This is a genomic window from Wolbachia endosymbiont (group A) of Dendrolimus pini (genome assembly GCF_964026835.1).
Lineage (GTDB): Bacteria > Pseudomonadota > Alphaproteobacteria > Rickettsiales > Anaplasmataceae > Wolbachia > Wolbachia pipientis.
Genome location: NZ_OZ034702.1, coordinates 376,038 through 401,426, shown reverse-complemented (window position 1 = coordinate 401,426; position 25,389 = coordinate 376,038). Strand labels below are relative to the sequence as shown.

The following is a 25,389-nucleotide window of genomic DNA, read 5'->3' as shown; positions in this document are numbered from 1 at the left end:
GGTTTGGTAGTGAGGTATCAAAATGGAAAAATACACCAACGCATGGTTTAATAAGAAAGATAATCATGATTGTGCAAATGATGGCACTTGCGGGCAATCTATAAAGGATTTTAGGATTGGTAATTCTGATATTTCTTTTTTTGATAGTAACAAAAACTTAATTGCCAAAGTACCTAAACTACCAAAGTATTCTAGGGATAAATATGGGCATCAATTGTATAAGGAAGCTGAGTCAAAGCAGTTCAATTATTTTTCCACAAATATACATGATGTTTTGTCTAACAGCTTTACCGTTAAATACGGGTATATAAATTGTACTATAAAATACGACAACTTATCTGAGCAGGAACAAAACCAAATAGAAACAGACATTAAAACTGCCTATGAAGCATTTAAAGAAAAGTTTTGCTTGAAAAATAGTAATGCAAGTTACAATATAACGGTTCACATTTTTAATAATAGAAGCGATTATACAAAGTATAACAATCTTCTCGGCATAGATGAAGATGGTGGTCCAGGATATATTACACGAGGAGTAACAGATTGTCAGAATATTCTGACATATAAGCAAAGTGCCATGGATTTTGTTCTAGGTCATGAGCTAGGCCACATATTTCAATTGCGTTTTTCACCATCGGCAACAGTCCAAACTTTGAATATTCTGGATACTGAACTCATAGCGAATGTCATTGGACGAGAGGTAGAAGAAAAAAATTATAAAGCTATTTGCAAGCAGATGGGTGTAGATGAATATGAAGGCCATGGATGGATGTTTAAATTTAAATATAAAGGTACACTTTATAAATATCACAAGAACCTTTCAGAAGAAGAAAAATTTAAAGCTATACAAAATGTCAAGAATATTCGTGAACTAGTAGATGAATATGAAGATCATGGATGGATGTTTAAATTTAAATATAAAGATACAACTGGTAGTATATACCTCAAGGACCTTTCAGAAGATGAAAAATTTCAAATTATACAACGTGTCAAGAATTCTGGACTAGATGAATATGAAGACCATGGATGGATATTTAGTTTTAAATACAAAGGCACCACTTATAACGTAAGATACAAGGACTTTTCAGAAGATGAAAAATTTAAAGCTATACAAAATGTCAAGAATATTCATGAACTAGTAGATGAATATAAAGACCATGGATGGATATTTAGTTTTAAATACAAAGGCACCACTTATAACGTAAGATGCAAGTACTTTTCAGAAGAAGAAAAATTTCAATTTATCAAAGACATTAAGAACTCTCATGAATCGCTCGTTAGTGAATGTGATGGATTGGGGAATGAGAATACAGTTTTATCGATTCACGTTGATGAAAATAAGGAGATAAGTCGAATGTATTTTCGAAACTCCGACAAAAATATATTCAAACAGCTAGATAAGACACTTATAAGCAGAAGTAAGTCTGAAGAAGAGGTAAATGAAAACCGCACGAATCCAGAGCCAGAAGAAGAACAAAAAGGTGATGACTACACAGAGGTTACAGGAATGTTGCAATTTAAGTACAAAGGGACCAATTATGCTATACAACACAGAGGTTACCTTTTAGTAGAAGAAGAAAAACTTCGATTGATTCAAGATATAAAGAACTCTCATGAATCGCTCGTTAGTGAACGTTATAGATTAAATGAAGGGTCATTAAGTCAGAATGCAACTGTAGTAATTTTTGTTGATGAAAACAAGGACATAGAGAAAATGTATTTTCATAATCCAGACAAGAATATGTCCAAATGGTTAGATAAGACACTCATAAGCAGAAGTAAGCCTGAACAAGATGTGGATGACACAGCAGGAAAAGAGCCTGAACCAGAATCAGCCGAAGAGGATACTCAGCAACCCAGTAATTTCTTATCCAATATTTTTTCAGCAATTAAATCCATTATTGATTCTATCTCATCACTCTTTTCATGGTTATTTGGGTCGAAAGAGAAAGAGTCTAATCAACAATCTGATGATAATCCTTCTTTGTTTAAGCTCGATGCTAATGAGTTAGATCACGAAGTTAAGCCTGATGCCAATGAGTTAGGTCACGATGTTAGAGATCACTTATCAGACAATTATAACCATTACAACTCATCTGATGGGCTAATGTAATATAGCTAATTTACAGTATCTGTTCAGATGCATGGCTAATGTACAAATATTGAAACAAAAATTCCAGTGCCCCTGTGATGTCATTCCAGTGCTTGACACTGGAATCCAGCATTTCCATAATCATCAAAACATTGTATTTTAACAAAAAACAGCTATTTTTATGCTTGCCAACTTAATAAAATTCCTGGATCCCAGTGGGCTTTGTTGCATCGCTCAAGTGAAAAGAACTGGCAGTTACTGACAAAATTCATTATAAATAGCCATTTAACTGTTGAAGAAAAAATATGCCACAAAAAATGAGAGTCAGTAACTGCCATGAATATAACAAATTTCTCCAAGAAAGAGGAAGCATTTTTTGTTATATCAATGACGCCATAGAAAATTGGTACGAGAATTGTCCAAAAATGCAGGGCGGCAACTATATTTATAGTGATAAAGTTGTGATTTTGGTGCATATAATCGTCAGTTTCTTTAGAATTGGTTTAAGACAAACAGTCGGGTTTATAAAAGGGTATTTGCAACAAATAGGAAGAGATTTGGCAGTTATCAGCTATTCACAAGCATCAAGAAGGTTTAAGAAACTTAATATTAAGATAAATGATTGCAGAATTGATAAAAATAATATGGAAGATATCGAAATTGCTATAGACAGTACAGGAATTAGTATATACAACAACACACAGCAAGGAAAATAGCACTGACAGAAAATATCGTGGCTATGAGCAAACGAGAAAATTGCACGTAATGTTGAATATAAACAACAAAAAAGCCATAGCTGTAAAATACAGTAACGGTGTCTACTCTGATCACTATGGAGCTTGTGATTTGCTAAAAGAAGTTGATTTTCAGCATGCCATAAAAGTACTATATGCAGATAGGGCATGTGATAGGCACAAGTTTTATAAGTTGTGTAACGAATATGATATAAAGACAAAAATTCCACCAATAAACAATGCGGCAGAACATCCAGAAATAGATTATATGTCTGACAGGAATGCTGCTATTAGGTTAATAAAATTATACGGTGAAGATGGCATGAAAGAATGGAAAAAAGAAGTAAATTATGGGAAAAGATCTTATATTGAAGGGTTTTTCTCAAGATTAAAGCAAATATTCGGATTTAGTTTTAGGAATAAATCTGAGATAAATCGAGAAAAAGAACTGCTAATCAAATGCTATTTGCTTAATAAATTCACTGATATTGGTATGGCTAAATTTGAGATAGTTACATGAATTTACCATAAATCACCATCTCATAAAGTGTGATGCAACAAAGCCATCCCAGTGTCAAGCACTGGGATGACACCCTCCTTATGGGCCAAAATCACAATGTTCGTACAGTTGTGGATTCATTCGCGGTATCTCGGCATAGATTCCGCTAACAAGTAGCGGAATGACGAATTTGTCGTTTTTCAGATTGTCGTAAGTCAGTTTAGCTATAGCATAATGCTATATTAATAAATAATCTATATAATACTATTAAATATAATAATTAAAATCTAAATTACTTTCTCTATAAAAGGAGAAATTTACCTTAATGAAAATACATATATATTTAATATTGTTTTTATTTTTTTCTTGCACTCAACTATATGCTGACGAGGAAATTGCAAAATTTGATTTACTTATTGGCGAGATAAATGAAGCAAGCTTCACTCTTAAAGGTGCAATAAAGGTTACAGTAGAACCAGGCTGGCACATGTATTATAAAGATCCTGGAGATTTTGGCCTTCCCACGTCTATTAGTTACAAAGGTAATGCATCAGATATAAATATTCACTGGCCTATTCCAAAGGAACATAAAGATAAAGTAGGGAGAGAGACGTTTGTAAGTAACGTATATGAGGATATGGTATTATTTCCCTTTAAGATGAATATATTTTTAAATCAAGGGTATATTGACCTTAACTTCCATATAAATTATGCGATATGTAAAGATAGGTGCATCCCTAAAAATGTTGAGATAAAAATCAGGCAACCATTAAAGGATTTTATAGATTCTGATATCAATAAACTTATAAATGAGTGGTATGAAAAATAGAGTTCTCATGGGGTAGGTGTCATTCCAGCGCGTGACACTGGAATCTCATTTACTTTTTTGTTCACTATGTGAGGAACTTGGGCCTACAAGTATATAAACATAATGGTTTCGCATAAAAAATTTAGATCCCAGTGTCACGCACTAACTGTACGAACATTGAGATATAAGAGTAATTTGTACCAAGAAAAAAGATGTCATCCCAGTGCCCAGACACTGGGATCCAGATTGGACACTAAGTTGGTGAGTATAAAAGTAGCTAACCTTATGTTAAAACACAATATTTTTGGTGAGGGGTTGCATTAAAAGCTGGATTCCAGTGTCAAGCACTGGAATGACATCGTCTTAACATTGTACCATATTACAATGTTCGTACAGTTATGTGTCATGCTACTTGGATGACAAGAAAAGGTTTCTAGAATGACGGAAACGAAGTCATACATAGAAAATAGGTTAGGTATTTTCAATTTTTGTTGTATACTCAAATAAAAATCTCACTTTTACAGATGGATACAGTAAAGTTTGTTTTATTACTGCCAACAATATTACTCATGCTAGTTGCTGGTGTTTACCTATCGATTAAACTAAAATGGCTACAGGTATTTAGATTACCATACGCCCTTTCACTCCTTGGAGCTAAAAAAGGAGAAAATAAATTTTCTTCTATAGCCGCTCTGTTTACAATTTTAGGGGGAAATTTAGGAGTAGGAAATATTTCAGGAACTGCTGTTGCTCTAAAAACCGGAGGACCGGGCTCTATTTTATGGATGGCAATAATTATTGTTATCACTTCTGTGATAAAATATGTCACTTGTTATCTAAGTATAAAAACCAGAAAGGAAAAGAACGGACGGTTTATAGGTGGTCCTGTAGCCTACATGGCTGATGCATTTAACTCTAGAAAAGCTACAATTGTGTTTCTAGTTGTTATGATAATGGTTTCAATAACAGTTGGTAACCTTGTTCAGGTAAATTCTCTATCAATACCACTTAACATGATAGATGTGCCTGTAGTCATTGGTGGCATTGTAATGGCCATAATATTTTTTGTTGTTGCAGCTCTCAGCTTAAAAAAAATTAAAATTTTTATATCGGCTATGATACCGATAATGACGGTAAGTTACCTCACACTTTGCGGTATCATATTATTTAAATTTAGTGAAAATATTCTTCCTTCTCTAAAACTAATAACAAGCAGTTTTTTTACAACTAGTAGCTTTAACTCTGGTTTATCTCTAGGTTTGATTTTAGAAATGTTGACTATTATTCAAGTTGGAACTTTGCGAGGTATTTTTGCAACAGATATAGGGCTTGGCCTCGAAGGAATCGTACATTCTTCAATTGTTCCTAAGAAAAATAATAATAAATTTATTATTGAACAGAGCCTAATCACAATAATATCGCCTTTTATAGTTGCATTCATAGTGTTTATTACAACAATGGTACTGCTTGTCACAGATTCTTGGGTCACTGATTTAGAGAGTACTAACATGTGCATATTTGCTTTTAGAAAAGCTATGAATTGGCCCTATATTGACTATTTAATTATGGCCATAATGTTTTGTTTTGCCTTTACTACTATTTTTACTTGGTTTTTTTGCTCAAAACAGACAATACGCTATGTGTCTATGGATAATAAATACACTAAAATCTGGATTGTAATTTTTACCATGATCATTCCGCTTGCTGCGATAGGTAAAGTCCGGTTGCTATGGGATGTTGCTGATATCTCGATTGCTGCTTTGTTGTTTATCAACATACTCGCTATACTCAAGCTAACCTCTCAAGATCCAGAAGTGTTTACTATGAGTAGCAGATATTTGAAGTTGCAAAAACAGAGCTATAGCTAAAGCAATTTAGGCTATGCAGCTGTTGTGATATAAGAGTGATTTCCGCCAAGAAGGATGTCATCCCAGTGCCCAGACACTGGGATCCAGGAATCTTGATTGGCACTAAGTTAGTGAGCATAAAAGTAGCTAATCTTATGTTAAAACACAACATTTTTGATGGGGTTCGTGAAAGGCTGGATTCCAGACTGGAATGACAACTTAAATCGTTTGATGTTACCATAAAATAGCTTGTGTCATCACATTAGTAACACAACCTTCCTTAATAAAAATTCAACCAATGCTTGTGATAATTATATTAGCTAGTATTAGCTAGAACTAAAGGCAGAGGGTTATTAGTGAGGGATATATGGGCACTAACGATACACAACAAGAACACATTTATAATGAGCGCATTCAAGAAAATTTTCCTTTATTTGATAAAATAAAAAAGGAAGACGACCCAATTTATAATGCTAGAGTTGATTTTAACACAGTAAAGTTTTTAACAAAACGCGCCAACTGGAATTGGGACGAAGAAGAAAACAAAGATAAAGCATATGGAGTTATTCTTCAGAAATGCGACAAGACAAAGAAAGCTGGACAAGACCTTGAAAGTGAAGTTAAAGAAAGGTTGAAAGAGTATGTTGATGATGTTGCAGGAGTTTCAATATACGGTAATCACGCAAGTATTACGCTGGGAAATAACAAAAAAGAGTTTAAAATCAGCGAATTTTTAAACAGTGATTTTTGTGAGAAGAATGAAATCTCGGGATTTTCAACATTGCATAGTGATGGAAAGAGCGGAATGCATGGTTTTGTTGCCGAGGAAGAAGGGAAAAAAATAAGACATTATGTCGTAACTGATGGTTCATATGAAATGACTTTAAAGTGGTATGCGGAGGGGAAGGAATGTAAGATCAAAATTAAGATTGATGCTAACGGTGTAGACCTTGTTAAAGGTGATGATTTTTCTCTAGAACGGTTAGAAGTAAACAGAGATGTAAAAATAGGTGGTTTATTCTTGCATGAAATACAATTCAGGGAGAAAGGACAAGGAAAAGCGAATGAGATGCAACATAATAAAGACAGTAACGAGCTATCATCTGAAACTACAACAAGAATTGATGTTAATAGAGGTGTTAGCGTTCAAGCTACTGATATAACTCAAAAAAAAGAAGACCACCATTCACATTTTGGACTACAATCTAACAGCAGAAGGCAGTCTTACGATAGCGGAATTGGAAAAGATTTTGACGATAAAATTAATTCTCAGGAGGCTAAAGAAAAGCGTGAGCTTAGACAAGCAGCACGAGAAGCAAATTCGGGAGGTCAAGTTTATAACCTACAATCGCTTTTTGAGGAGAATCCTCAGAACAAAAAAACTCCTCCGCCACTTCCACCTAGAACTAGTTCACTACCACCTAAAAAAGGTGTTTTCGATGAGCAAGGGGGAGCCAAATCTGGAAGCCAAAAACCAGATGACTTGCGCGAAAATGAGCAAACACCTAATAATCAGCAAAAAGGTGCAACTTCTGATTCTTCAGATAGTTCTACTTTCACCAAGTCTGTAAGCCACAATCAAGATAATAGGCAAGAAGATGAACGGTATGACAATCCTACATTTGGACATGCTGTACCTGGAAGCCAAAAACCAGATAGAAGTGAGCAAACACCTAATGATCAGCAACAACCTAAAACCCAGCAACAAGAAGGAAATAGCAAAGGCGATCTGTTACAAGACATCAGAAATTTCAAGAAAAACAACTTACGGCACATTGATGTTGATGATAGAAAAGCATCAATTGCAGGAAGTAGAAAAAATAACCCATCACCGTTAGAGACATTAAAGGACATAATTCCTTATTCATCTTCTCCAGATAACAGTGATAACCAAGATGCTAGTGATGCTAAGTGGAAAGAAAGTGAACAGCCGCTCTCTGCTACAGCACTCAATAATAAAAGTGACTCGGGCTATTCATCTCCAACTCATGACAATAATGAACAATCTCAAGTAAATCCTGAACAGTTAAAGAAGAGCTTAGAGAACATTGAACAAAGTGATCAAACTCCACCTGAAAATCTTCTTAAAGAAATCAGAGATAGATCACAGCAGGATAATAGAGGATTAAGGCAAGTTGATCCTACTGATAAACTGTCACAAGATAAAGAAGATGGATTGCAAAAAGACGATTTAGCAGATGTAAAAATAGTGGAAGGTCCAACTATTAGTGTCTCTGCTTCAACACCAAATAGTATAAGTGATTCAGGCTATATATCTCCAACTAATAGTGATAGTAAATCTCAAACAGATTTAAAACAGGTAGGAAGGAAATTAGAAGAACATATTAGACAAAGTAATCTAACTCTATTTGAAGAACTTAAAAATACATTAGGTCAAGAAAATCTCGGGTTAAAACCAGCTGATCAGAGTCAGATTAGCGAAGAAACTAAAAAACGCTTGAGAGAAGTTGGGTTGCTAAAAGACAGCTCAACAGACATAAAAGCAAACGATTCGGGCTATTCATCTCCAACTCATGACAATAATGAACAATCTCAAGTAAATCCTGAACAGTTAAAGAAGAGCTTAGAAAACATTGAACCAAAAGAAATCGGAGATACGAGTGAGTTAAAAGGAGCATTGGGAAACCCGGATAAAGGGTTAAGAGAACCGGCACAACAGGCTACTAAAGAAAATATTCCTAAAGATTCATTCTCAGAAAACATTTTAGAAAAGATAGGAGAAGGTAAACAATATGACCCTATACGTAAGTGGTTAGAAAAAACAGTGGCAGAACGAGAAAATAATGACACTAATCCAACTGTAGATAAAAATAGCGAACTATATAAATTACTAGAGAAAGATGAAGCACAACTGAAAGCTGGAGTAATAGAAGAAGAAAGAGGAGATACTTTAACAGAACACACTGATGGTTATGATCGCAATAGAATTGCATTAGCTAACAGAAATAAAAGACCACTAGATTGGGCTAAACAGGTTGCTGAGTCACAACAAAAAAAAGATACTAATAAAGGTATTTCAATATAAATTGAAGTTAAAATAATTGCTTAGCAAACAATAGGTTTCATGTAATGGTAACCCTATAACGGAAGAGTAGGAGCCGCGTAAGAACAATACGAACACTCCAGCTAGGCCTTGTATATTGCATCCCCCCGCCCTATTTTTCCACTCTTCTGATGCTAAATAATACTTAATTTCTTGTTCACTGAGACGTTTAAATTTCACTATTGTAACCACAGTCCTGATATGTTGTTTAGATTGATCGGGAGTTAATAGACATACACTGGTGTATACTCTATGCCTTCTTCCTGATAACAAGCGGATACATTTTTCTGCTTGCTCAACGTTTTCAGCTTTGAGCAATATCCTTCTACCACAAGCAACAACTGTATCAACACCAAGCACAAAATAATTTGGATTTAAACTTTGTATTTTCTCAGCTTTACTTTTTGCCATACGGATTGAGTAATCCTTCGGAAGTTCCTTTTTTAAAGGGGCTTCATCTATATCTGCTGGCAAAATTAAACCTGGCTCAATGTTTATTTGTTTTAGTAAAGCTATACGCCTTTTCGATGATGAAGCAAGAATAAGATTATTTAGAGATCGTTCTGTCACTTGTACCTTTAAGCCTTCTAATGATCCTACCCTTTCTCGCATTCCTATCGTAAATGCTCATCTCAACTAACACCCTATCCCCTATAATGATGCGTATTTTACTTCTTCTCACTTTCCCTGATACATGACAGATAATCTCATGTTCATTGTCCAGTTTCACTCTAAATTCTGCTGCAGGTAGTAAAGCAGTTACTGCCCCTTCCACTTCAAAAATTGTTTTCGATTTCTCGTCTTTTATCATATGTTATATTATAATTTAATAATCTTTTTTAGTCTACTATAGATTTTAAATTATTATCAACACAAAAGACCTTTTGCGCCCCACTTAAGTTGCAACTTAACCCCAACCATCTTCACAATGATACCCTACCTACGTTTCTACTCTCTGCCACCTTCTCAATAGAACTTATAGGACTTATGTTGAAAGATAAATCATTATCACAATTTTCTTCATCGCTATCAAGTCCACTATCAACGCTTAAAGATCTGAGTAATGTTGTCTTCTCTCTCAGTGGAACATAAGACTCATTATCAACGCTTGAAGATTTGGATAACCTTTTCTTCTGTCGTGGAGCATTACCAGACTCATTAGAAATTTCTCCCGTTAATTGATTGTTGGAGCTCCTTTGTTCATCAGCACGAATTTTTTCTTCCAGTCCATCAAGCATTCCTACCAATTCATCACCCCATTCATTTTCTTCTTCTAATAATTGTTTACACTTTTCTTTCTCACGCTCTAGGTCTTGTCGACATAAAAAAATAGTGATATAGAGTACTCTTTATTAATAGGTAAAGAGAATGCTATATGATTTAAAAGATGAGCAATGGGAGAGAATAAAAAACCATACGCGTCAAGTTAAGGAAATAAAGGTATGAAAGAGATAGAATAATAAGGTATAAGTTCTCCCAGATATACTTTTAGTGAGAGAACCAATGAATAAAATAACTTGCTTATCAAAAAAGCTCAAAGAATTTTTTAATGAAAAAGCAGAGAAAATCTCAATTACAACAAGGTTTATAAAAAGAAAGAGAAAGCTAAAAGGTTCATCATTCGTAAAAGCCATGGTCTTGGGTAATATAGGAGTTGATAATTGTAGCGTAGAAACAATGTGTCAATTACTAAACGAGGACTCGATAGATATAACAAAACAAGGTTTGGATTTTAGATTTACTGAAGAAGCAGTGGAATTTATGAAAAGGATGTATAATGAATCTGTGATTCTCTTTAAAAATATCTTGCAAGTTGATTGCAAAATCTTACAGCAATTTAATAGTGTTAAATTATTGGACAGTAGCTATATTACTCTACCTAACAGTATGGAAGAGATGTATAAAGGTTATGGTACTAGCTACAGTGGCTATGAAAGCAATACTAAGTCTGGAATAAAGTTACAATTAGTTTTCGACTACATGAATCAGATAATAGACCAACTTAATTTAACGGAGGGGGTAAGATCAGACCAGGGATATAGGAAACATTTAAGTAATATATTAAGCAATGATTTGCTAATATCTGATCTCGGTTATTTTGTGCCAAGTTCTTTTAAACAAATCAATGAAATAGGAGCTTATTTCATAAGTCGTTATAAATCCGATACCAACATATATGATGTAGAAACAAATCAAAAAATGGAGTTATTAGAATGTTTAGAGGATAAGTTATTTTTAGAAAACGAGGTATTGTTAGGAAAAGAAGCAAAAATTAGAGTAAGAATTATATGTCAGAAACTAACTGAAGAACAGTCTATGGCCAGAAGAAGGAAAGCTAATAGATTAGCAAGATCGCAGGGATATACATCCTCTAAAAGAAATCAAAAATTGTTGAACTGGTCAATATTTATAACTAATGTTCCAGAAAATAAAATTAGTGCTGAGCAAGTATTAACGATTTACAGAGTAAGGTGGCAAATTGAGTTATTATTTAAATTGTATAAAAGCCATATCAGGCTTGATAAGCTAAAAGGAAAGCCATGCAGAGTATTATGTGAACTATATGCTAAATTGTGCGCAATTCTTATATTTCACGGCATAGTTGGTTGCACAGAAGTGAAAAAGAATACAGAACTTAGCTTAACAAAGGCATTTATTGAGCTAAAAAGGCGGGTTAGAGAGTTATTTTTAGTATTAACCAAAATTAATAGTTTAAAAGCATTTCTTAAAAAACTCACTATAACTTGGTCGCGATTTTCATTAAAAGACAAACGTAGAAGGGCTAGAGTATCCACTTTAACCTCTCTAAATTTGCTCACAATCTCTTAACTTGACGCGTATGGAATAAAAAACAGTCTGCCAGGTAAGGAAGGAGATAGAGGAAGAAGCGCAAAAGATAACAGGAGATTCGTAGCTGCAATAATGTGGATAGGTAGAACAGGAGCAACATGGAGAGCATTGCCGGCTGAGTATGGAAAATGGTCAAGTGTACATAAACGTTTTATAAGGTGGGCAAAATCTGGTGTTTGGCAGATGATTTTCAACACATTAGCTGTTAATGGAGACACAGAGTGGCTCATGATAGACTCAACAATAATCAGGGCACATCAACATGCTGCTGGTGCAAGAAAAAAATGTGGAAACTGGTAGACAAGAACAAGAGCTGGGACGGTGCAAAGGAGGATTTTCAAGCAAATTACACGCTGCTTGTGATGCTTTGGGCAACCCACTGAGATTCTTTGTTACTGCAGGGCAAAGATCGGATTACGTAAAAGCTTTAGACCTGATAGAAGGCAAGAACATGGAGGCACTTATTGCCGATAAAGGGTATGACGCAAATTATATGATTGAGGCTGCAGAAGCTGTAAATGCTGAGCCAGTAATCCCACCGCGTTCCAACAGAAAAACACCAAGAGAATATGACAAAGAATTGTATAAAGAGAGAAACTTAATCGAAAGGATGTTCAACAAAATCAAGCACTTCCGCAGAGTTGCTACACGCTACGACAAATTGGCTATAGCTTTTCTGTCTTTTGTTCACATTGCTGGCATTTATCTTTGGTTAAAATAAATGTCGACACTGCCTAGCTCGTTTCTTAACTCTTCGACTTTATCTTCATCTTTAGTGAGTTCAAGTGTAAGCACCTTATCTCCTGGAAATTCCTCGTACTCGTTTTCTAGTTCTTCAATGTTGAGTTTTAGTCTCTCTTCTCCAAGTGTATCTTGTAAATCGCTATCCTGCCTATCTGATTCTTTAATCTTTTGCTCAATTTCTACTTGTACCTTATATTCCTGATCTAATTCTCTTAGCTGATCTTTCAAGCGCTCTTTCTGCTGGCGTCGTTCAACCATTATCTGTTCCGCATCTTCTCGTGCTTGATTTAGCTCTTTTTCCAAATTCTTCTTTCCTGCATTAACAATTTTCAGCTCTTCCTTTAGCTTTCTTTTTTCTTCATATACACCTTTAAGTTCTTGTGCTTTCCCTTGTAGCTCTTTTAACACACCTGCTAATTCTTCATTTTTTTGTGCCAGTTCAGTTTGCAATTCCGTGTTTTTTTGCTCCTCTTTTTCAAACCTGTCTTGTAAATTGCTATTCTGCTTCTCTAACTTTACAATTGTTTGATTAGCTTCTGCTTGGGTTGTTTCTAGTTTCTCCTGTAGTCGCTGATTTTCTTGTATTAATTCATGGTGCTTTTTATTTATCACTTGCAACCCTGCTTCTATTTCTTGCTTCAATTCAACAGCTTCTTTTTTCAAATTTGACATTTCTTGCTTCAATTCAACGTTTTTTTCGGACAGCATCTGATTATTTAAAATCAATTCATCCATTTGTTGTGAAGCAAATTCTGTCTGAGTTCCAGTGTGCTGTAAATTGACTTCCGTTTTAGTTTCGATTTGTTGTGAAGCAACTTCTGTTTGAGTTTCAGTGTGTTGTAAATTGACTTCCGTTTGAGTTGATGCATTGCTATTAATAGAAGGAGGAAGGCTATTGTCAGCATCAACTTTAGGGTCTAATTCCCCCTCTGGTTCCTCGCGATAGGCCGCTATAGACTCATTTTGAAAATTATTATTAGCAGTAGGTACAACATCAGCAGCCTTACCTTTTTCTAGTACAGCATCATATAAGGAGAGACCTTGAATATATAATTCATCGTTTTGCTTTATTAATTCTAAGATCTCATCCGATAGCACAAAATCTTCATCATTAAATTTTAGTACTTCAGTTATGCCATCGCTACTCACATTCATAATCATGGTACACATTTCGGATCCATCCTTTACAGGCCAAGTGCTTTTCATTTCATAATATGCGCCCTCTTTAAATTCATAATATCTTTCCTTACCTTTCCGATGAGCGTGTATTTCATGTTTTTTATTGCAATAGATATTCAGCTCTTTAATATCTTTCTCTTGCTGTAAAATGTCACTAATCCTGGTTTGCTCACTTCTATTGTAATTAATAAGATTGATATTCAAAACTCTATGAGTGTTATCAGTTTCTGTGTAATAAGCTCGAAACTCTACGCCTTTCTCTCCAAGATATTTACTTGCAGCTTCTTTTCCCTGCTCTGCCCACTTTATGCATTTATCTATATCTTCCTTAAAGCTCTTATTAGCAGACTCTGTTACTGCTTTATCTATGTACGTTTTTTTAAAATCTCCATCATTTATTAGGTCATAAAAACTCCACTTATCCCCAAAAGCCCTCTGCACGTAAGTGAAATTCTTTTTTTCCTTTAGTTTTCCTAAGAACCACACCTTTTCTTTCAGATTTTTCAGTTGAAAGCTTACCCTTGCCTTTACACTAGAGTTTTTGGCAGGAATACTAACTTCTTCTAATTCTTTAAGTAATTTGTTATTTTTTATAATTGAGGAGCAAAACTTTACAATAGCAGAATTTGCAAACGAAGGATCTTTTTTTATATCTTCATCAATAATTTCTTTAAAGCGTGCAAATTGAGGTAGAACATAAAAATTGATTATTTCTTTTTCTGATCTTGTTTTATTAGCATAAGAGATATCACCTAATTGTGAATATAACTCTTTTAATGTATAGTAGATAAGCGTAGAGTAATAAACCTCCCCATTCAGTGAAGTTGGTCCAATACACTTTTCAAGTTGATCACCTGTTTTTCCTGCCTCTGCTGTTTTTTCTTCTTTAGCCAAACTTCCAATCATAATACACCTCCTTAACTATATTTATATTATACCAATTAACATATATTAAAAGAAATCAAACTGTATAACCTCGCCCTACACTAACTTTTATGATTACTTAATTGTGTAAAAATAACTGCAAGTGTTAAACTTGAGCTTTTATTTTTCATTATACATTTCTTACTACATGTTTATACTGCTGTCTTGCATAATAGACTATTCGAAGTTACACAAGTATTTTTTTTATTAGATAAGAGTTAGTAAGAGCCTGTTCATAATTTTTTCAGAAGTAAGGCAGTGAAAGCCAGAACTACCATTTGTAGGCTAGTATTGAGTTTTCGCTCACAATTTTTCCACAATCTTCTACATTTTTCTAACCAAGCAAAAGATCGCTCCACAACCCATCTTTTGGGCAATACAACAAAGGAACGTAATTCATTTCTTTTGATCACTTCAACGGTTGCACCAATAATCGTTTTTATTTGAGTTACAAAATTCTCTCCAGTATAGCCTGCATCAACCAGTACATTTTTAACTCCCGAGAGGTTTTCTTTTGCATTTTCGACCATTCTCACAGCACTGCTACGGTCAGTTATCTCTGCTGTTGTTGTATAAATTGCATGCTTGCGTATCTACTGCAATACGGCCCTGAAATCTTCTTGCCTGCATCATAGCTTCAGCAGTATCTGCATTTTTTATACTCTGTGCATCAATTATGCAGAAGCTTTTCCGACCATTGTTTTGTCGCAATTATTTTTTTTTAATACCAGCTCCAGAACACTTTCTTTATTTACATCTGGTTTTTCACTCCACTTCTTAAAATAGTCGTAACAATTGCGCCATTTTGGGAACTCTTTTGATACCATTCTCCACTGGCAACCACTTTTTAACACGTATAACACTCCACAAAATATATCATGTAAATCAAGTGTTCTTGGTTTTGTCTTCTTTCTGCAAGATTCCAGATCTGCTACAATAATCTCAAACTTTTCTCGACTTATGTCACTTGGTTATAAACTTCGCATATCCTACTTTATATACTTTATCCTCTCACTTTATCTCTTTTTTGAGATTACGTACAGGCTCTAAGATACAAAGACGTTTTCAGAAATCTTTAAGCTTAATAACATCCTCTCTCTTTGGACTAGTTGAGATTAGATGAATTGGTACACCTATTAATTTTTCTAACCCTTCTATATATTTTATTAAATTGATAGGCAATGTTTCAATCGACCTTTTACCTTGAGTGTTTTCTTTCCAGCCAGGAAACTCTTCATATATTGGCTCTAATTCCCCTTGTATTGAATGCGATGCGGGTAAATAATCATACATTTTTCCGCTATACTTGTAACCAGTGCATATTTTAATTGTATCAAAAGAATTAAGCACATCTAATTTGGTTAATACAATGCTTGAAACTCCAGAGAGTTGTACGGCCTGGCGCACTAAAACTGCATCGAACCATCCGCAACGCCTTCTTCTATTGCTCACTGTTCCAAGTTCCTTACCTATAGTAAACAAGCTATCTCCTACTTCATTTTTCTGCTCAGTAGGAAATGGGCCATTGCCCACTCTTGTTGTATAAGCTTTTACCACACCAATAATGTAAGCATTGGAGGATAACCCTGAGCCTGTTATTGCTTGCGATGCTACAGTATTACTTGAAGTAACAAAAGGGTAAGTTCCGTGGTCGATATCTAAAAATGCGCCTTGGGCACCTTCAAATATTATTTTCTTACCTTCTTTCATCAAGTCATTTAATATCTTCCACACAGGTTTTTTATATGAAAGAATTTTTTCTGAAATCTCTTGAATTTCCTTTAATATTTCTTCTTTTTTAACCACCTGGTAGTTAAGGCCTTTCCTGATAGCATTGTGGTAATTCAAAAGAGTATCCACTCTTTTATTGAGCTCATCTGCGTTTTCTAAGTCACAAAGGCGTATAGCTCTCCTTCCAACTTTATCTTCATAACATGGCCCTATCCCTTTGTTTGTTGTACCAATTTTGTGATTTCCATTTAAATCTTCAAATAGCTTTTCCTTGTCCTTATGTATGCTAAGTATTAATGGACAGCTCTCGGATACCATCAAGTTGTTATAGTTTACGTCTACTCCTTTAACTTTCAATGACTCTATTTCTGAGATTAGAGCGTGTGGATCAAGAGCAACGCCATTTCCTATGATAGATATTTTGCCTGGCCTCAAAACAGCAGAGGGCAGTAAATTTAATTTATAAACCTCATCATCTACTACTATAGTGTGCCCTGCATTATTTCCTCCCTGAAATCTCACAACTACATCTGCATTCTCAGAAAGATAATCTACTATTTTACCCTTGCCTTCGTCACCCCATTGCAGACCAACAATTACAATGTTATTCATCATTATTTTCTAGATTAATACATAAATATTAATGCAGTACGCTACAAATGGAAAGAGAAATCTACGCCTTTCCTACACCCCTTAAATAAAGAAATATACTGTCGATTTTCTTAATATATTACCAAATTATTCATCATTATATGATATAACTTACAGCATATTTACAGTAAGGTGTTATTTATGAAAGAGACAAAAGGAAAAAATAATAAGAGTCCAGTAGTTAGATTAAAGGCCACAGCTAAAGAGTTCAATTTTAGTAAATTAAGAGCAGATCAAGATAATAAATTAGCGAATTCCGGTGAAACAATGTTCTTAGATTTTCAAAGGATGAATTTTATTATTAACGGAAAAGAAATAGATAAAAATCTTATTATTGCATTTAAGGAAGGAGCTAAGCACCGCAAAAGCGAACTTTTTAATAGTGATGATATATATAATGACGAAATATTTAACAAAAAAGGAACAAGAGAAATAGATACGGATCATGGCAAAGCTTTTGTTGCTTCAGTACTCGAAGATATTGAGAAAGAGCTTGTAAGTAATGCATTGGGTGAGCTATGGAAAAATCACTGTGAAAATTCCAAAACTGCCAATCATCAAAAAACCGATTCATATAAGAAAGAATTTGAAGAATTTTACAATGCTGGCCAAAGGTATATCCATCTATTACCAACAGAGAAAGATGAAAACAAGGATTACCGTTCCTTTGCAAAAGAAGTTTTCAAAAAAATGTTCAGATACGCTGGGGCAGAAGTTCCAAGTGATGCTATTTTAGAAGAGCTAGTTACCAATTGTAATCAAGCAGGGTATGAGGCTGCTCCATTTATACAAACCCAACTTGCACTTGGACAGTCGTTCATAGTAGAAAATCCTAAAAAAGTAATAAACATTGATTGTGCTAACCAAAATAATGTGAGAATTAGATCTGATATGAGGCTACCAATACTCTCTGTTAAAAATCAAGTTATGCATGGCGATAAGATATGTAATCTGTCTAGTTCATTGGAATTTACAATTGAATCTCACAATGGTGAAGACTTTGTAACATACAGAGATGGTAAATTGTCACTTACTATTCCTAAAGAGTTAAAAAATTATAAAGATAATGGCAAGAGCTTGTTTGACATTATTAAAGAATATTTTCAGAAATTCTGTGCAAAATTAGGATTTAAACCTGAGACAAAAATACAAATAGAGCATGGCTTCGGTGCTCAAAGTAACTATTTAGATGGTACAATATCAACCACAGGATCAGATGCAAATGAAGAATTTATCAATCTTTTAAGCGAAAATCTCAGAGAGAGGTTATTGGGGTCAGGAGTTGCTCTAGAAGATGAAGATGTTGATGATGTTGTTGAAGTCAGAGTATCTACCGTTATAGATCTATTGAGTGATTATGCTAAATTGGAAGATAATAAAGAACACAGAGAGTTATTAATAAGTAAAGTAGCAGATAATTTAGGACTTTCCACTCAAGATAAAACAGCACCAGAAGTATTGATGGAATTAGGCTCTTTACCTTCTTTGACAAAAGGTCAGGTTAATCATAATCAAGTGCAGTCTGTTGTAAATACTTTTATTAAGTTAATTATTGAAGGGAAAAGCGAAGTATACAAAAAAGGAGGTGCGATTAATGCAATTGATGCAATTCATAAGGAGATAGATAAGGCAATTGTTGAGCAAGAAAAAAAAGCAACCAACAAACAAGATATAGAAAATGATAAATGGACAGATAGAATCAAAAAACAGAATTATTCTGCGGAATCACATGAACATTTACCTTAAAGATATTAGTAGGCTCTTTAAATATTTTAGAGTTCATGGTTACAACGGTTGCTATTTTACAGTGCATCTCACAACACTTTCTTCAAAAATATACATGTTAACATACCCTGGACGTACAAGATCACACTTATACCCAAGCTTTTCATAAAATACTTTCGCTTTTTGAAAATTCATGGTTGCAACGGTTGCTATTTTACAGTGCATCTCACGACCATAATCATGAACTTCTTCCATTAGCTGCTTTCCCATACCTTTTCTTCTATAATCAGAGTGCACCCAAAGCAAGTCAGTGTAAATTGAACCATAGATAACAAAACCGCTACAACCTACAATAATTTGTTCAGTATCATCGCGAATAAAAAAAGCAAATGGGTTACACGTACCTTTATCAACGGTTTCTTCATTAATCTTTTTGAGTAGGAATTCAATGTCTTTGCTACTTGGTGATGTGGTGTGTTCTATTTTCATCTCTCGGCCTAATACCGCATACTGATTTCTCTCTTTATCTTATATAAATTAATTAAGTAAAGTGAATACAGTATCCACACTACTAAAAAAAATGTGGCACAAAACATAAACATTGCAACCAGTGGCAACAGCAGGGAACTTTCTATTGCTATTCCACCTTTTCTCAAAATGCTTGCTGGCTGATGGAGAGTGGACCATAAATTCACGGAAAATTTTACTATAGGAATATTTATAGCACTAAAGATGGCAAATACTGCTGCTGATTTTTCTGCCCTCGCTTCATTATCAAAAGCGCTCCACAATGAAAGGTAGCCAACATATAGGAAAAATAAAATCAGCATTGAAGTAAGCCTTGCATCCCATACCCACCAAGTGCCCCAGGTTCCTTTTCCCCAGATGCTGCCTGTGATTAAGCATATTGCCGAAAAGACTGTCCCTGCAGGAGCAGCAGCATGTGCCAAGACACTAGCAATGCTATTGTTCCATACCAATGAAATGAAACCAAGTGATGCAATTAATCCATATATTCCAAGAGCAAGCCATGCAGAAGGCACATGAATGTACATGATTCGTACAATTTCTCCTTGTTTATAATCTTCTGGAGAGAAGAATAACGCCAAAGACATTCCAATTAAAAAACATGCGAAACAAATAACCCCAAGCCAAGGTAGAGCTTTCTTAGAAAAATAAGAGAAATTTGTAGGCTTTAATAAAAACATTCGTTTTGAGAATAATTGTGTTAAGAATTTACCAATTAGTTTGAGTTTTATCAACAGGATAGTTTTTCTATATTTACGTAGGTCAACAAATTAGCATAATTTCAGTAGCAGATTGCTAGCTATTATTTTTAGTATATGACCCTTAAAAAGCTTAATCTACACTTAGTATCAGATTCAAGTGGTGAAACTGTTATATCAGTTGCAAAATCAGCTCTGAAACACTTTCGTTCTGTAGAAACGATCGAATATGTTTGGTCTTTTGTAAAAGGAGAAGAGCAGATTGACAAAATTCTGGAGGAAATTAATAGGAAAAATGATGAGCATAATTTTGTTATATGCACTATTACTGATGATGAGCTAAGAAAATATCTAAAAGATAACTGTATAAAGTTGAAAATTCCCTATAGAGCAATATTATCACATATTATTAGAGAAATTTCGTCTTATCTTGAAATTGAAAAAGACGAAAAGCTTGACTTGCATACTGAGATAAATAACGAATATTTTCAGCGCATTGAGGCAATAAACTACACTATTAATCATGATGATGGACAAAATATTCAAGATATTGATAAAGCAGATATAATTTTGGTTGGAGTTTCACGTACATCAAAATCTCCCACCAGTACGTATTTAGCTTACCGAGGCTATAAGGTTGCAAATATTCCTTTTGTTAGTGGGGTACCCTTTTATGTCGACTTGGCAAAATTAAAAAATAAACTAACGATAGGGGTAACAATAGACGTAAGTAGGCTAATAGAAATACGCAAAAATAGACTTACTTCAATTAACAACGAAGATAATAATATATATGCTAACCCTGAGAAAGTAGAAAAGGAAATTAAAGAAGCAGAGGAGCTCTTTAAACAGAATAACTGGCCAATTATCGATGTCACGCAAAAGTCGATCGAAGAAGTATCAGCAACAATTATACAATATTTTAATAAAATGTTATCAATTGACTAACTCTTGATAAGTGATTATAATGTAAAGTAATTTAATTCTTACTATAGATATGAAAGTCAAAGGGTCGCTAAAATCTCATCGTAACAGAGATAAAAATTGTAAAGTTGTGAAAAGGGGTGGTAAGATTTACATTATAAATAAGGTAAAGCCAAGGTGTAAAGCGCGTCAAGGTTCTTAGCTTTTTGTTCACCTTTTCATGTTATATATTTTTTATATGTGAAAGTACGGTGCTTATATCTAAAAAGAAGCAAAAGTTACTGTGTTTAAGCGCAGCCTTACTCATTTCTTCCCTTACATTATATTTCAGCATTAGCACAATTACAGGTAAACGTGGCTTATTGAAGTTAATCGATTTAAAAAAAGAAATCGAGTACAATAAACTTTTGCTAAAGGATGTCTCTTCTGAAAAGGAAAAGTTGGACAACAAAGTATTTGGCTTATATGAAAAAAGCTTAGATTTAGATCTGCTTGATGAGCAAGCAAAAAATGCTTTAGGTTATGTGAACCCTAATGAACTTATGGTTGTTCTTGACGTGGAATAGCAGTAGTGACCTTACCCAGAAAAAGTGGAGAGAAAGAAAAGAGTTTTTTTGGGTAAAATAAAATTTTGGAGGATTAGAAATGGTAAGAGAATATACGGCAGAATTCAAATTGGAAGCTGTTAAGCTGGCAAATGAACAAAGAAAGGTAGGTCAACCAGTTGCAAAAGTAGCAAGAGATCTAGGAATAAGGGATAGTGTATTAGGAAAATGGATGAAGAAATATAACGAAAAAAAGTCAGCGGCAAATGCATTTCCAGATGTAGCACCTTATGACAAAGAGAGGTTTGATTTACAAAGCAAGAGTAACAAGGGAAAGAGACATTTAAAAAAAAGCCCTGGCCAGTCAAAAGGAGTAAAATATTTTTTTATATAGTAACTGCTATAAAGTACAGGAATTATGTAGGATTTTCTGCTAGTGGCTACTATAAGTGGACCACAAGAAAAATAAGCAGTAGAGAATCAGCAAATAAAGAGCTACTCGAAGCTATTCAAAAAATATATCAAGTTTCTAAATGTAGATATGGAGCTCCTAAAATTCATGCTGAATTGAAGGCTTTGGGTAAAAGTTGCAATTTGAAAACGGTGCAAAGTATTATGCAGAAAAATGACATCAGGGCTATACTGAGAAGAAAGTTTAAAATTAAAAAACAACAAACAGATAATAGAGCTGTAGCTCCCAATATACTAGATCAAAACTTTATTGTTGATCAACCAAATAAAGTATGGGATTACTTACATCAAAACCAAGGAGGGATGGCTATATTTGGCAGCAATAATTCTCACGTATGGTAGTTAATGAGTAGTGCAATAAATAAACAATTGGTTATGAACTCTTTATTAATGGCCATTAATAGGCGTAAACCTGTTAAAAATCTACTGCTGCACAGTGACCAAGGTTCACAATATACTGCGCAAGGGTATCAATATCTCTTAGCTGTAAAGAATATAGATGAGTAATAAAGGCTGTTGTTACGACAATTCTGTTGTGGAAAGCTTCTTCAGTTCTCTAAAAAGGGAGTTACCAATAGACACCTCTCGGCACTCTAAACAGCATATCAAAACTGCTATATTTGAATATATAGAAATTTTTTATAACAAACAACGTCACTATTATAGCACTTCTCGCAATAGTCCGAATAGGATAAGATATGTGCTTATGGCTATAGTAGAGCAGTAGCATATTATGATCTGTTCGGATTATTGTAAAAAGAGCTATAACTATTGCATTCCTGAGCATTTTGATTCATCATTCTCTTTGTGAAAAACATTCCAAACTTTCTCTCCACTTTTTCTGGGTAAGGTCAAAGGATCTTATGTCTTAAACCTTATCACCAGGCTTAACAAATAGGTGGCCCAATACTATTAACTTTATGGGTTTACCTTCGTTATTTGCTACTATCCAAACCCCATCGCTCTCATGATCAACAATTTCTATTGGTGCAAATACTACATAATTATTATCATCAACAATCTTTATTCCAAGAGCACCTTCGTCACTTAAGCTCAGGGCTGAAGAAGGAACTGTATATGCAAATCTTTCGCCTGAAGGTAGCCTTACGTTGGCAGTTAGTCCCTGCAAGGATATCATTTTATTATTAGTTACCTTTACTTCTACCCTATAAGACCCAGTTTTAGGCTCAGCAATTTTACTAATAAAACTTACTTCACCTGCCAATTCTTTTCCGTCCAGCAAATTAATTTGAGCTGTGCTGCCTAGCTCTATTTTATTTACTTCATTTTCCGAAACGTATAACACTACAAGAATTTGATCGAAATTAACCACGTCAGCTATTTTTTGCCCAGCATTAACAAAATCCCCTTCGTTTGCATTGATTTTATCAATATAACCATCTATAGGAGATGTGACTGCAGTATTTTCTAAATCCAATTCTAGCCTTTTTAGGTCAGCTTTTGCACTTTGTAACGCAGTAAAAGCTGCTTCTACTTGTATTTGTGCCCCATAGCCTTTTTTATTCAGTTTGTGAGAGGAATCATACTCAATTTCACGCTGCTTTAATAAAGCTTTGGCTTTCTGAGCTTGCTCAATCCTGTCATAATCTTCTATCTTTAACACTACATCATCTCTTTTTACCTTTTCACCATCAGGTAAATAAATAGCAATAATCTTACCACTTATTTTTGAGACAAGGCTAGCTCTATGTAAGGGATTTACTGTACCAGAAAAATTTAAATATATAGTGCGGTTTTGCGGCGCACATTCTTGAGTTTTTACTGAAAAGCTACTAGTTGCATTATCGCTATGAACCGCCTGATCTTTTTTTAAAAATGCACTGCTGATAAAAAACAGTAGAATAAAAGCAATACTGGAAATGATGATTACTTTATTTCTCATCTTTAAACAATAGAATTTGTTGACCAATCTTGTTAGAAACAACTGCATAAATTTTCGAATCAGAAATGTAAGTATAATACATGTACCATTGTCACTCCATAAATAGTTTTATATGAGAACAAACACAAGATTTTCCTATAATAAGTAAGTTTTTTATTGCTAAAATGCAATTTTTAATCGAATAAAATTGCAAACAAAGTTGTGCATAAGACTGGATTTAAAAAAATCTCGAAAAACATACTAAAACTTTTAAATAATAACTTTATATCTAGTGGCTTTGCCTTCTCCAAGACGCTGTAAGTATTTCATCCCTAGCAGTTTCTTTGTAATTGCCTCTACTGTTCTTGGAGGAAATCCTAGAGCTTCTATAGCATCTTTTCTACTAAATTCTTTATCTGCAAGGCTAAGTGCCCACTCCCAGAAGAATAATTGTTTTCTTGATAATAAATATTCAGTATTCTCCCTCTCAAGAATATAATGCGCCTCATTTGCTTGCGTTTTGAGCACATTAAGAAAAAATATTAACCATGGGGAAATATCTTCTTTGCCACTTTTCCAGCTACTTTGTGTTTTATTAAGCGCTAAATAGTAATCAAGTTTGTTAGTTTCAATTATCTTTTCATGTGATACAATAGATACAAAATCATAACCCTGCTGCAACAGCATTAAATTAGTTATCAATCTACTAGTTCTGCCATTTCCATCTTGAAAAGGGTGTATTGCCAAATACTCAAAAACAAAGTTAGCAACAATAATAAGAGGATGCTTAAATTTATTATTTAAGGACCAGTGATACCAATCAATAAGCTCTTGTACTTCCTTTCTAACAAGGTAAGGTGGTGTGGGATCAAAAATTATACCAACAACTTTTCCATTCTGATCTTTTGCCTCAACTCTATTAGAACTTGCTTTGTATTTTCCTCTATGATACAAATCTTTTTCACTATAAAGTAGCATCTGGTTGTTAATGTGCAATATTGATGACTCACTAATTGGAATATCCGTATAATCATGAAATATTAGTTTAAGCATTTCTAAGTAGCCAGCAATTTCTTGCTCATCTCTATTTTTAAATTTTTTGACACGTAGGTTTTTATATAGATCCTCAACTTCTTTATCGGTTAGACGATTTCCTTCAATACGGTTAGAAGCGCCAGAAGATGTAACAATAACTGAATGAGTTAATCTTTCAATTGTTTGTGGTAGTAGTTTTTTCGTTATCTGCCAGCTATTTTTAACACTATCAACTGCAGTAATTAACTCGTACACTTGCTCAATTACAGGCCCTTCTAGGTTGAGACGCGTACTAAGACGAAAATTCTTCCAGTTCATATTCTTCTCACATGCATATTATGTGAGATAATGTGAGATAATGTGATAAAAGTCAATAGTAAACTTTATATGCACAGCAGAGCTAACTACAAAAATTATACATTTTCAAGTGATCCTAACCATATCAAAAACTACAGGGC

The 25,389-nt window shown here is 34.1% G+C and carries 24 protein-coding genes and 2 pseudogenes; 16 read left to right on the top strand and 10 right to left on the bottom strand.

The genetic code is table 11. From position 1 onward, the window contains the following. Nucleotides 1-22: 22 nt before the first annotated feature. The 6 genes from AAGD66_RS01850 to AAGD66_RS01825 all read left to right on the top strand — a co-directional run bounded on the left by AAGD66_RS01850 (nt 23) and on the right by AAGD66_RS01825 (nt 9,026). Nucleotides 23-2,113, top strand: a complete 2,091-nt coding sequence (locus tag AAGD66_RS01850) for a hypothetical protein (RefSeq protein WP_155968374.1) — start codon at nt 23-25, stop codon at nt 2,111-2,113. Between the two features lie 284 nt (nt 2,114-2,397). Further along, nucleotides 2,398-2,808, top strand: a complete 411-nt coding sequence (locus AAGD66_RS01845) for a transposase (RefSeq protein ID WP_151807722.1) — start codon at nt 2,398-2,400, stop codon at nt 2,806-2,808. 49 nt (nt 2,809-2,857) lie between these two features. Continuing rightward, the gene (locus AAGD66_RS01840) at nt 2,858-3,346 is read left to right on the top strand and encodes a transposase (protein ID WP_341814421.1); all 489 of its coding nucleotides are present in this window, start codon (nt 2,858-2,860) and stop codon (nt 3,344-3,346) included. 304 nt (nt 3,347-3,650) lie between these two features. Next, entirely contained in the window at nt 3,651-4,154 is a 504-nt protein-coding gene (locus AAGD66_RS01835) for a protein-disulfide reductase DsbD domain-containing protein (protein WP_264724122.1), read from the top strand. A gap of 503 nt (nt 4,155-4,657) precedes the next feature. Continuing rightward, a complete protein-coding gene (locus AAGD66_RS01830) occupies nt 4,658-6,001 on the top strand; it encodes an alanine:cation symporter family protein (protein WP_341814503.1) in 1,344 nt (447 codons plus the stop codon). A 346-nt stretch (nt 6,002-6,347) separates the two neighbouring features. Then, on the top strand, nt 6,348-9,026 hold the full coding sequence (locus tag AAGD66_RS01825; protein WP_265024646.1) for a hypothetical protein: 2,679 nt from the start codon (nt 6,348-6,350) through the stop codon (nt 9,024-9,026). On the opposite strand, the gene AAGD66_RS01820 is transcribed toward AAGD66_RS01825, so the two are convergent. The 3 genes from AAGD66_RS01820 to AAGD66_RS01810 all read right to left on the bottom strand — a co-directional run bounded on the left by AAGD66_RS01820 (nt 9,018) and on the right by AAGD66_RS01810 (nt 10,282). Beyond that, on the bottom strand, nt 9,018-9,614 hold the full coding sequence (locus AAGD66_RS01820; RefSeq protein WP_010082554.1) for a Maf family nucleotide pyrophosphatase: 597 nt from the start codon (nt 9,612-9,614) through the stop codon (nt 9,018-9,020). The genes AAGD66_RS01825 and AAGD66_RS01820 overlap by 9 nt on opposite strands. Continuing rightward, on the bottom strand, nt 9,592-9,855 hold the full coding sequence (infA, locus tag AAGD66_RS01815; protein WP_007550159.1) for a translation initiation factor IF-1: 264 nt from the start codon (nt 9,853-9,855) through the stop codon (nt 9,592-9,594). Before infA ends, AAGD66_RS01820 begins: the two co-directional genes overlap by 23 nt. Before the next feature lie 112 nt (nt 9,856-9,967). Continuing rightward, complete coding sequence (locus AAGD66_RS01810) at nt 9,968-10,282, bottom strand: hypothetical protein (RefSeq protein WP_265024648.1); 315 nt, start codon at nt 10,280-10,282, stop codon at nt 9,968-9,970. A gap of 265 nt (nt 10,283-10,547) precedes the next feature. Here AAGD66_RS01810 and AAGD66_RS01805 point away from each other — a divergent pair, with 265 nt between their 5' ends. Then, the gene (locus AAGD66_RS01805; RefSeq protein WP_264339118.1) at nt 10,548-11,873 is read left to right on the top strand and encodes an IS4 family transposase; all 1,326 of its coding nucleotides are present in this window, start codon (nt 10,548-10,550) and stop codon (nt 11,871-11,873) included. Between the two features lie 15 nt (nt 11,874-11,888). After that, nucleotides 11,889-12,615, top strand: a pseudogene (locus AAGD66_RS01800) (IS5 family transposase). On the opposite strand, the gene AAGD66_RS01795 reads toward AAGD66_RS01800, so the two are convergent. From AAGD66_RS01795 to AAGD66_RS01785, 3 genes and pseudogenes are all read right to left on the bottom strand, one after another. Then, nucleotides 12,597-14,723 carry a hypothetical protein gene (locus AAGD66_RS01795; RefSeq protein ID WP_265024649.1) on the bottom strand — a complete coding sequence of 709 codons (2,127 nt, stop codon included), beginning with the start codon at nt 14,721-14,723 and terminating at the stop codon, nt 12,597-12,599. The pseudogene AAGD66_RS01800 and the gene AAGD66_RS01795 sit on opposite strands and share 19 nt — an antisense overlap. A gap of 251 nt (nt 14,724-14,974) precedes the next feature. After that, nucleotides 14,975-15,703 (bottom strand): annotated as a pseudogene (locus tag AAGD66_RS01790) (IS5 family transposase). Nucleotides 15,704-15,806: 103 nt separating this feature from the next. After that, nucleotides 15,807-17,084 (bottom strand): adenylosuccinate synthase, encoded by a 1,278-nt coding sequence (locus AAGD66_RS01785; protein WP_070357042.1) that lies wholly within the window; start codon nt 17,082-17,084, stop codon nt 15,807-15,809. Nucleotides 17,085-17,264: 180 nt separating this feature from the next. Between AAGD66_RS01785 and AAGD66_RS01780 the strand changes: the two genes are divergently transcribed. Beyond that, the gene (locus tag AAGD66_RS01780; RefSeq protein WP_174515883.1) at nt 17,265-18,869 is read left to right on the top strand and encodes a hypothetical protein; all 1,605 of its coding nucleotides are present in this window, start codon (nt 17,265-17,267) and stop codon (nt 18,867-18,869) included. A gap of 51 nt (nt 18,870-18,920) precedes the next feature. Here AAGD66_RS01780 and AAGD66_RS01775 read toward each other — a convergent pair whose 3' ends face one another. Both AAGD66_RS01775 and ccmC read right to left on the bottom strand, forming a co-directional pair. After that, nucleotides 18,921-19,337 (bottom strand): GNAT family N-acetyltransferase, encoded by a 417-nt coding sequence (locus AAGD66_RS01775; protein WP_083250453.1) that lies wholly within the window; start codon nt 19,335-19,337, stop codon nt 18,921-18,923. A gap of 8 nt (nt 19,338-19,345) precedes the next feature. Then, nucleotides 19,346-20,056, bottom strand: coding sequence for a heme ABC transporter permease CcmC (gene ccmC, locus AAGD66_RS01770; protein WP_010962525.1), 711 nt, complete (start codon nt 20,054-20,056; stop codon nt 19,346-19,348). Between the two features lie 135 nt (nt 20,057-20,191). Here ccmC and AAGD66_RS01765 point away from each other — a divergent pair, with 135 nt between their 5' ends. The 7 genes from AAGD66_RS01765 to AAGD66_RS01735 all read left to right on the top strand — a co-directional run bounded on the left by AAGD66_RS01765 (nt 20,192) and on the right by AAGD66_RS01735 (nt 22,741). After that, entirely contained in the window at nt 20,192-21,022 is an 831-nt protein-coding gene (locus tag AAGD66_RS01765) for a pyruvate, water dikinase regulatory protein (RefSeq protein WP_265024651.1), read from the top strand. 49 nt (nt 21,023-21,071) lie between these two features. Next, nucleotides 21,072-21,200: a type B 50S ribosomal protein L36 gene (gene ykgO, locus AAGD66_RS01760; RefSeq protein WP_006279631.1), complete on the top strand. Its 129-nt coding sequence runs from the start codon at nt 21,072-21,074 to the stop codon at nt 21,198-21,200. 160 nt (nt 21,201-21,360) lie between these two features. After that, entirely contained in the window at nt 21,361-21,564 is a 204-nt protein-coding gene (locus AAGD66_RS01755; protein ID WP_341814502.1) for a hypothetical protein, read from the top strand. A 79-nt stretch (nt 21,565-21,643) separates the two neighbouring features. Then, nucleotides 21,644-21,937 (top strand): transposase, encoded by a 294-nt coding sequence (locus AAGD66_RS01750; protein WP_264723898.1) that lies wholly within the window; start codon nt 21,644-21,646, stop codon nt 21,935-21,937. Beyond that, complete coding sequence (locus tag AAGD66_RS01745; RefSeq protein WP_144078574.1) at nt 21,922-22,356, top strand: IS3 family transposase; 435 nt, start codon at nt 21,922-21,924, stop codon at nt 22,354-22,356. Before AAGD66_RS01750 ends, AAGD66_RS01745 begins: the two co-directional genes overlap by 16 nt. A 3-nt stretch (nt 22,357-22,359) precedes the next feature. Next, the gene (locus AAGD66_RS01740) at nt 22,360-22,521 is read left to right on the top strand and encodes a DDE-type integrase/transposase/recombinase (RefSeq protein ID WP_010082071.1); all 162 of its coding nucleotides are present in this window, start codon (nt 22,360-22,362) and stop codon (nt 22,519-22,521) included. Next, the gene (locus AAGD66_RS01735) at nt 22,514-22,741 is read left to right on the top strand and encodes an IS3 family transposase (protein ID WP_341814501.1); all 228 of its coding nucleotides are present in this window, start codon (nt 22,514-22,516) and stop codon (nt 22,739-22,741) included. Before AAGD66_RS01740 ends, AAGD66_RS01735 begins: the two co-directional genes overlap by 8 nt. 141 nt (nt 22,742-22,882) lie before the next feature. On the opposite strand, the gene AAGD66_RS01730 is transcribed toward AAGD66_RS01735, so the two are convergent. Together AAGD66_RS01730 and AAGD66_RS01725 are read right to left on the bottom strand one after the other, a co-directional pair. Continuing rightward, nucleotides 22,883-23,965 carry an efflux RND transporter periplasmic adaptor subunit gene (locus AAGD66_RS01730; protein WP_341814500.1) on the bottom strand — a complete coding sequence of 361 codons (1,083 nt, stop codon included), beginning with the start codon at nt 23,963-23,965 and terminating at the stop codon, nt 22,883-22,885. A 201-nt stretch (nt 23,966-24,166) separates the two neighbouring features. Next, complete coding sequence (locus tag AAGD66_RS01725) at nt 24,167-25,249, bottom strand: Fic family protein (RefSeq protein ID WP_213863077.1); 1,083 nt, start codon at nt 25,247-25,249, stop codon at nt 24,167-24,169. Nucleotides 25,250-25,389 lie beyond the last annotated feature (140 nt).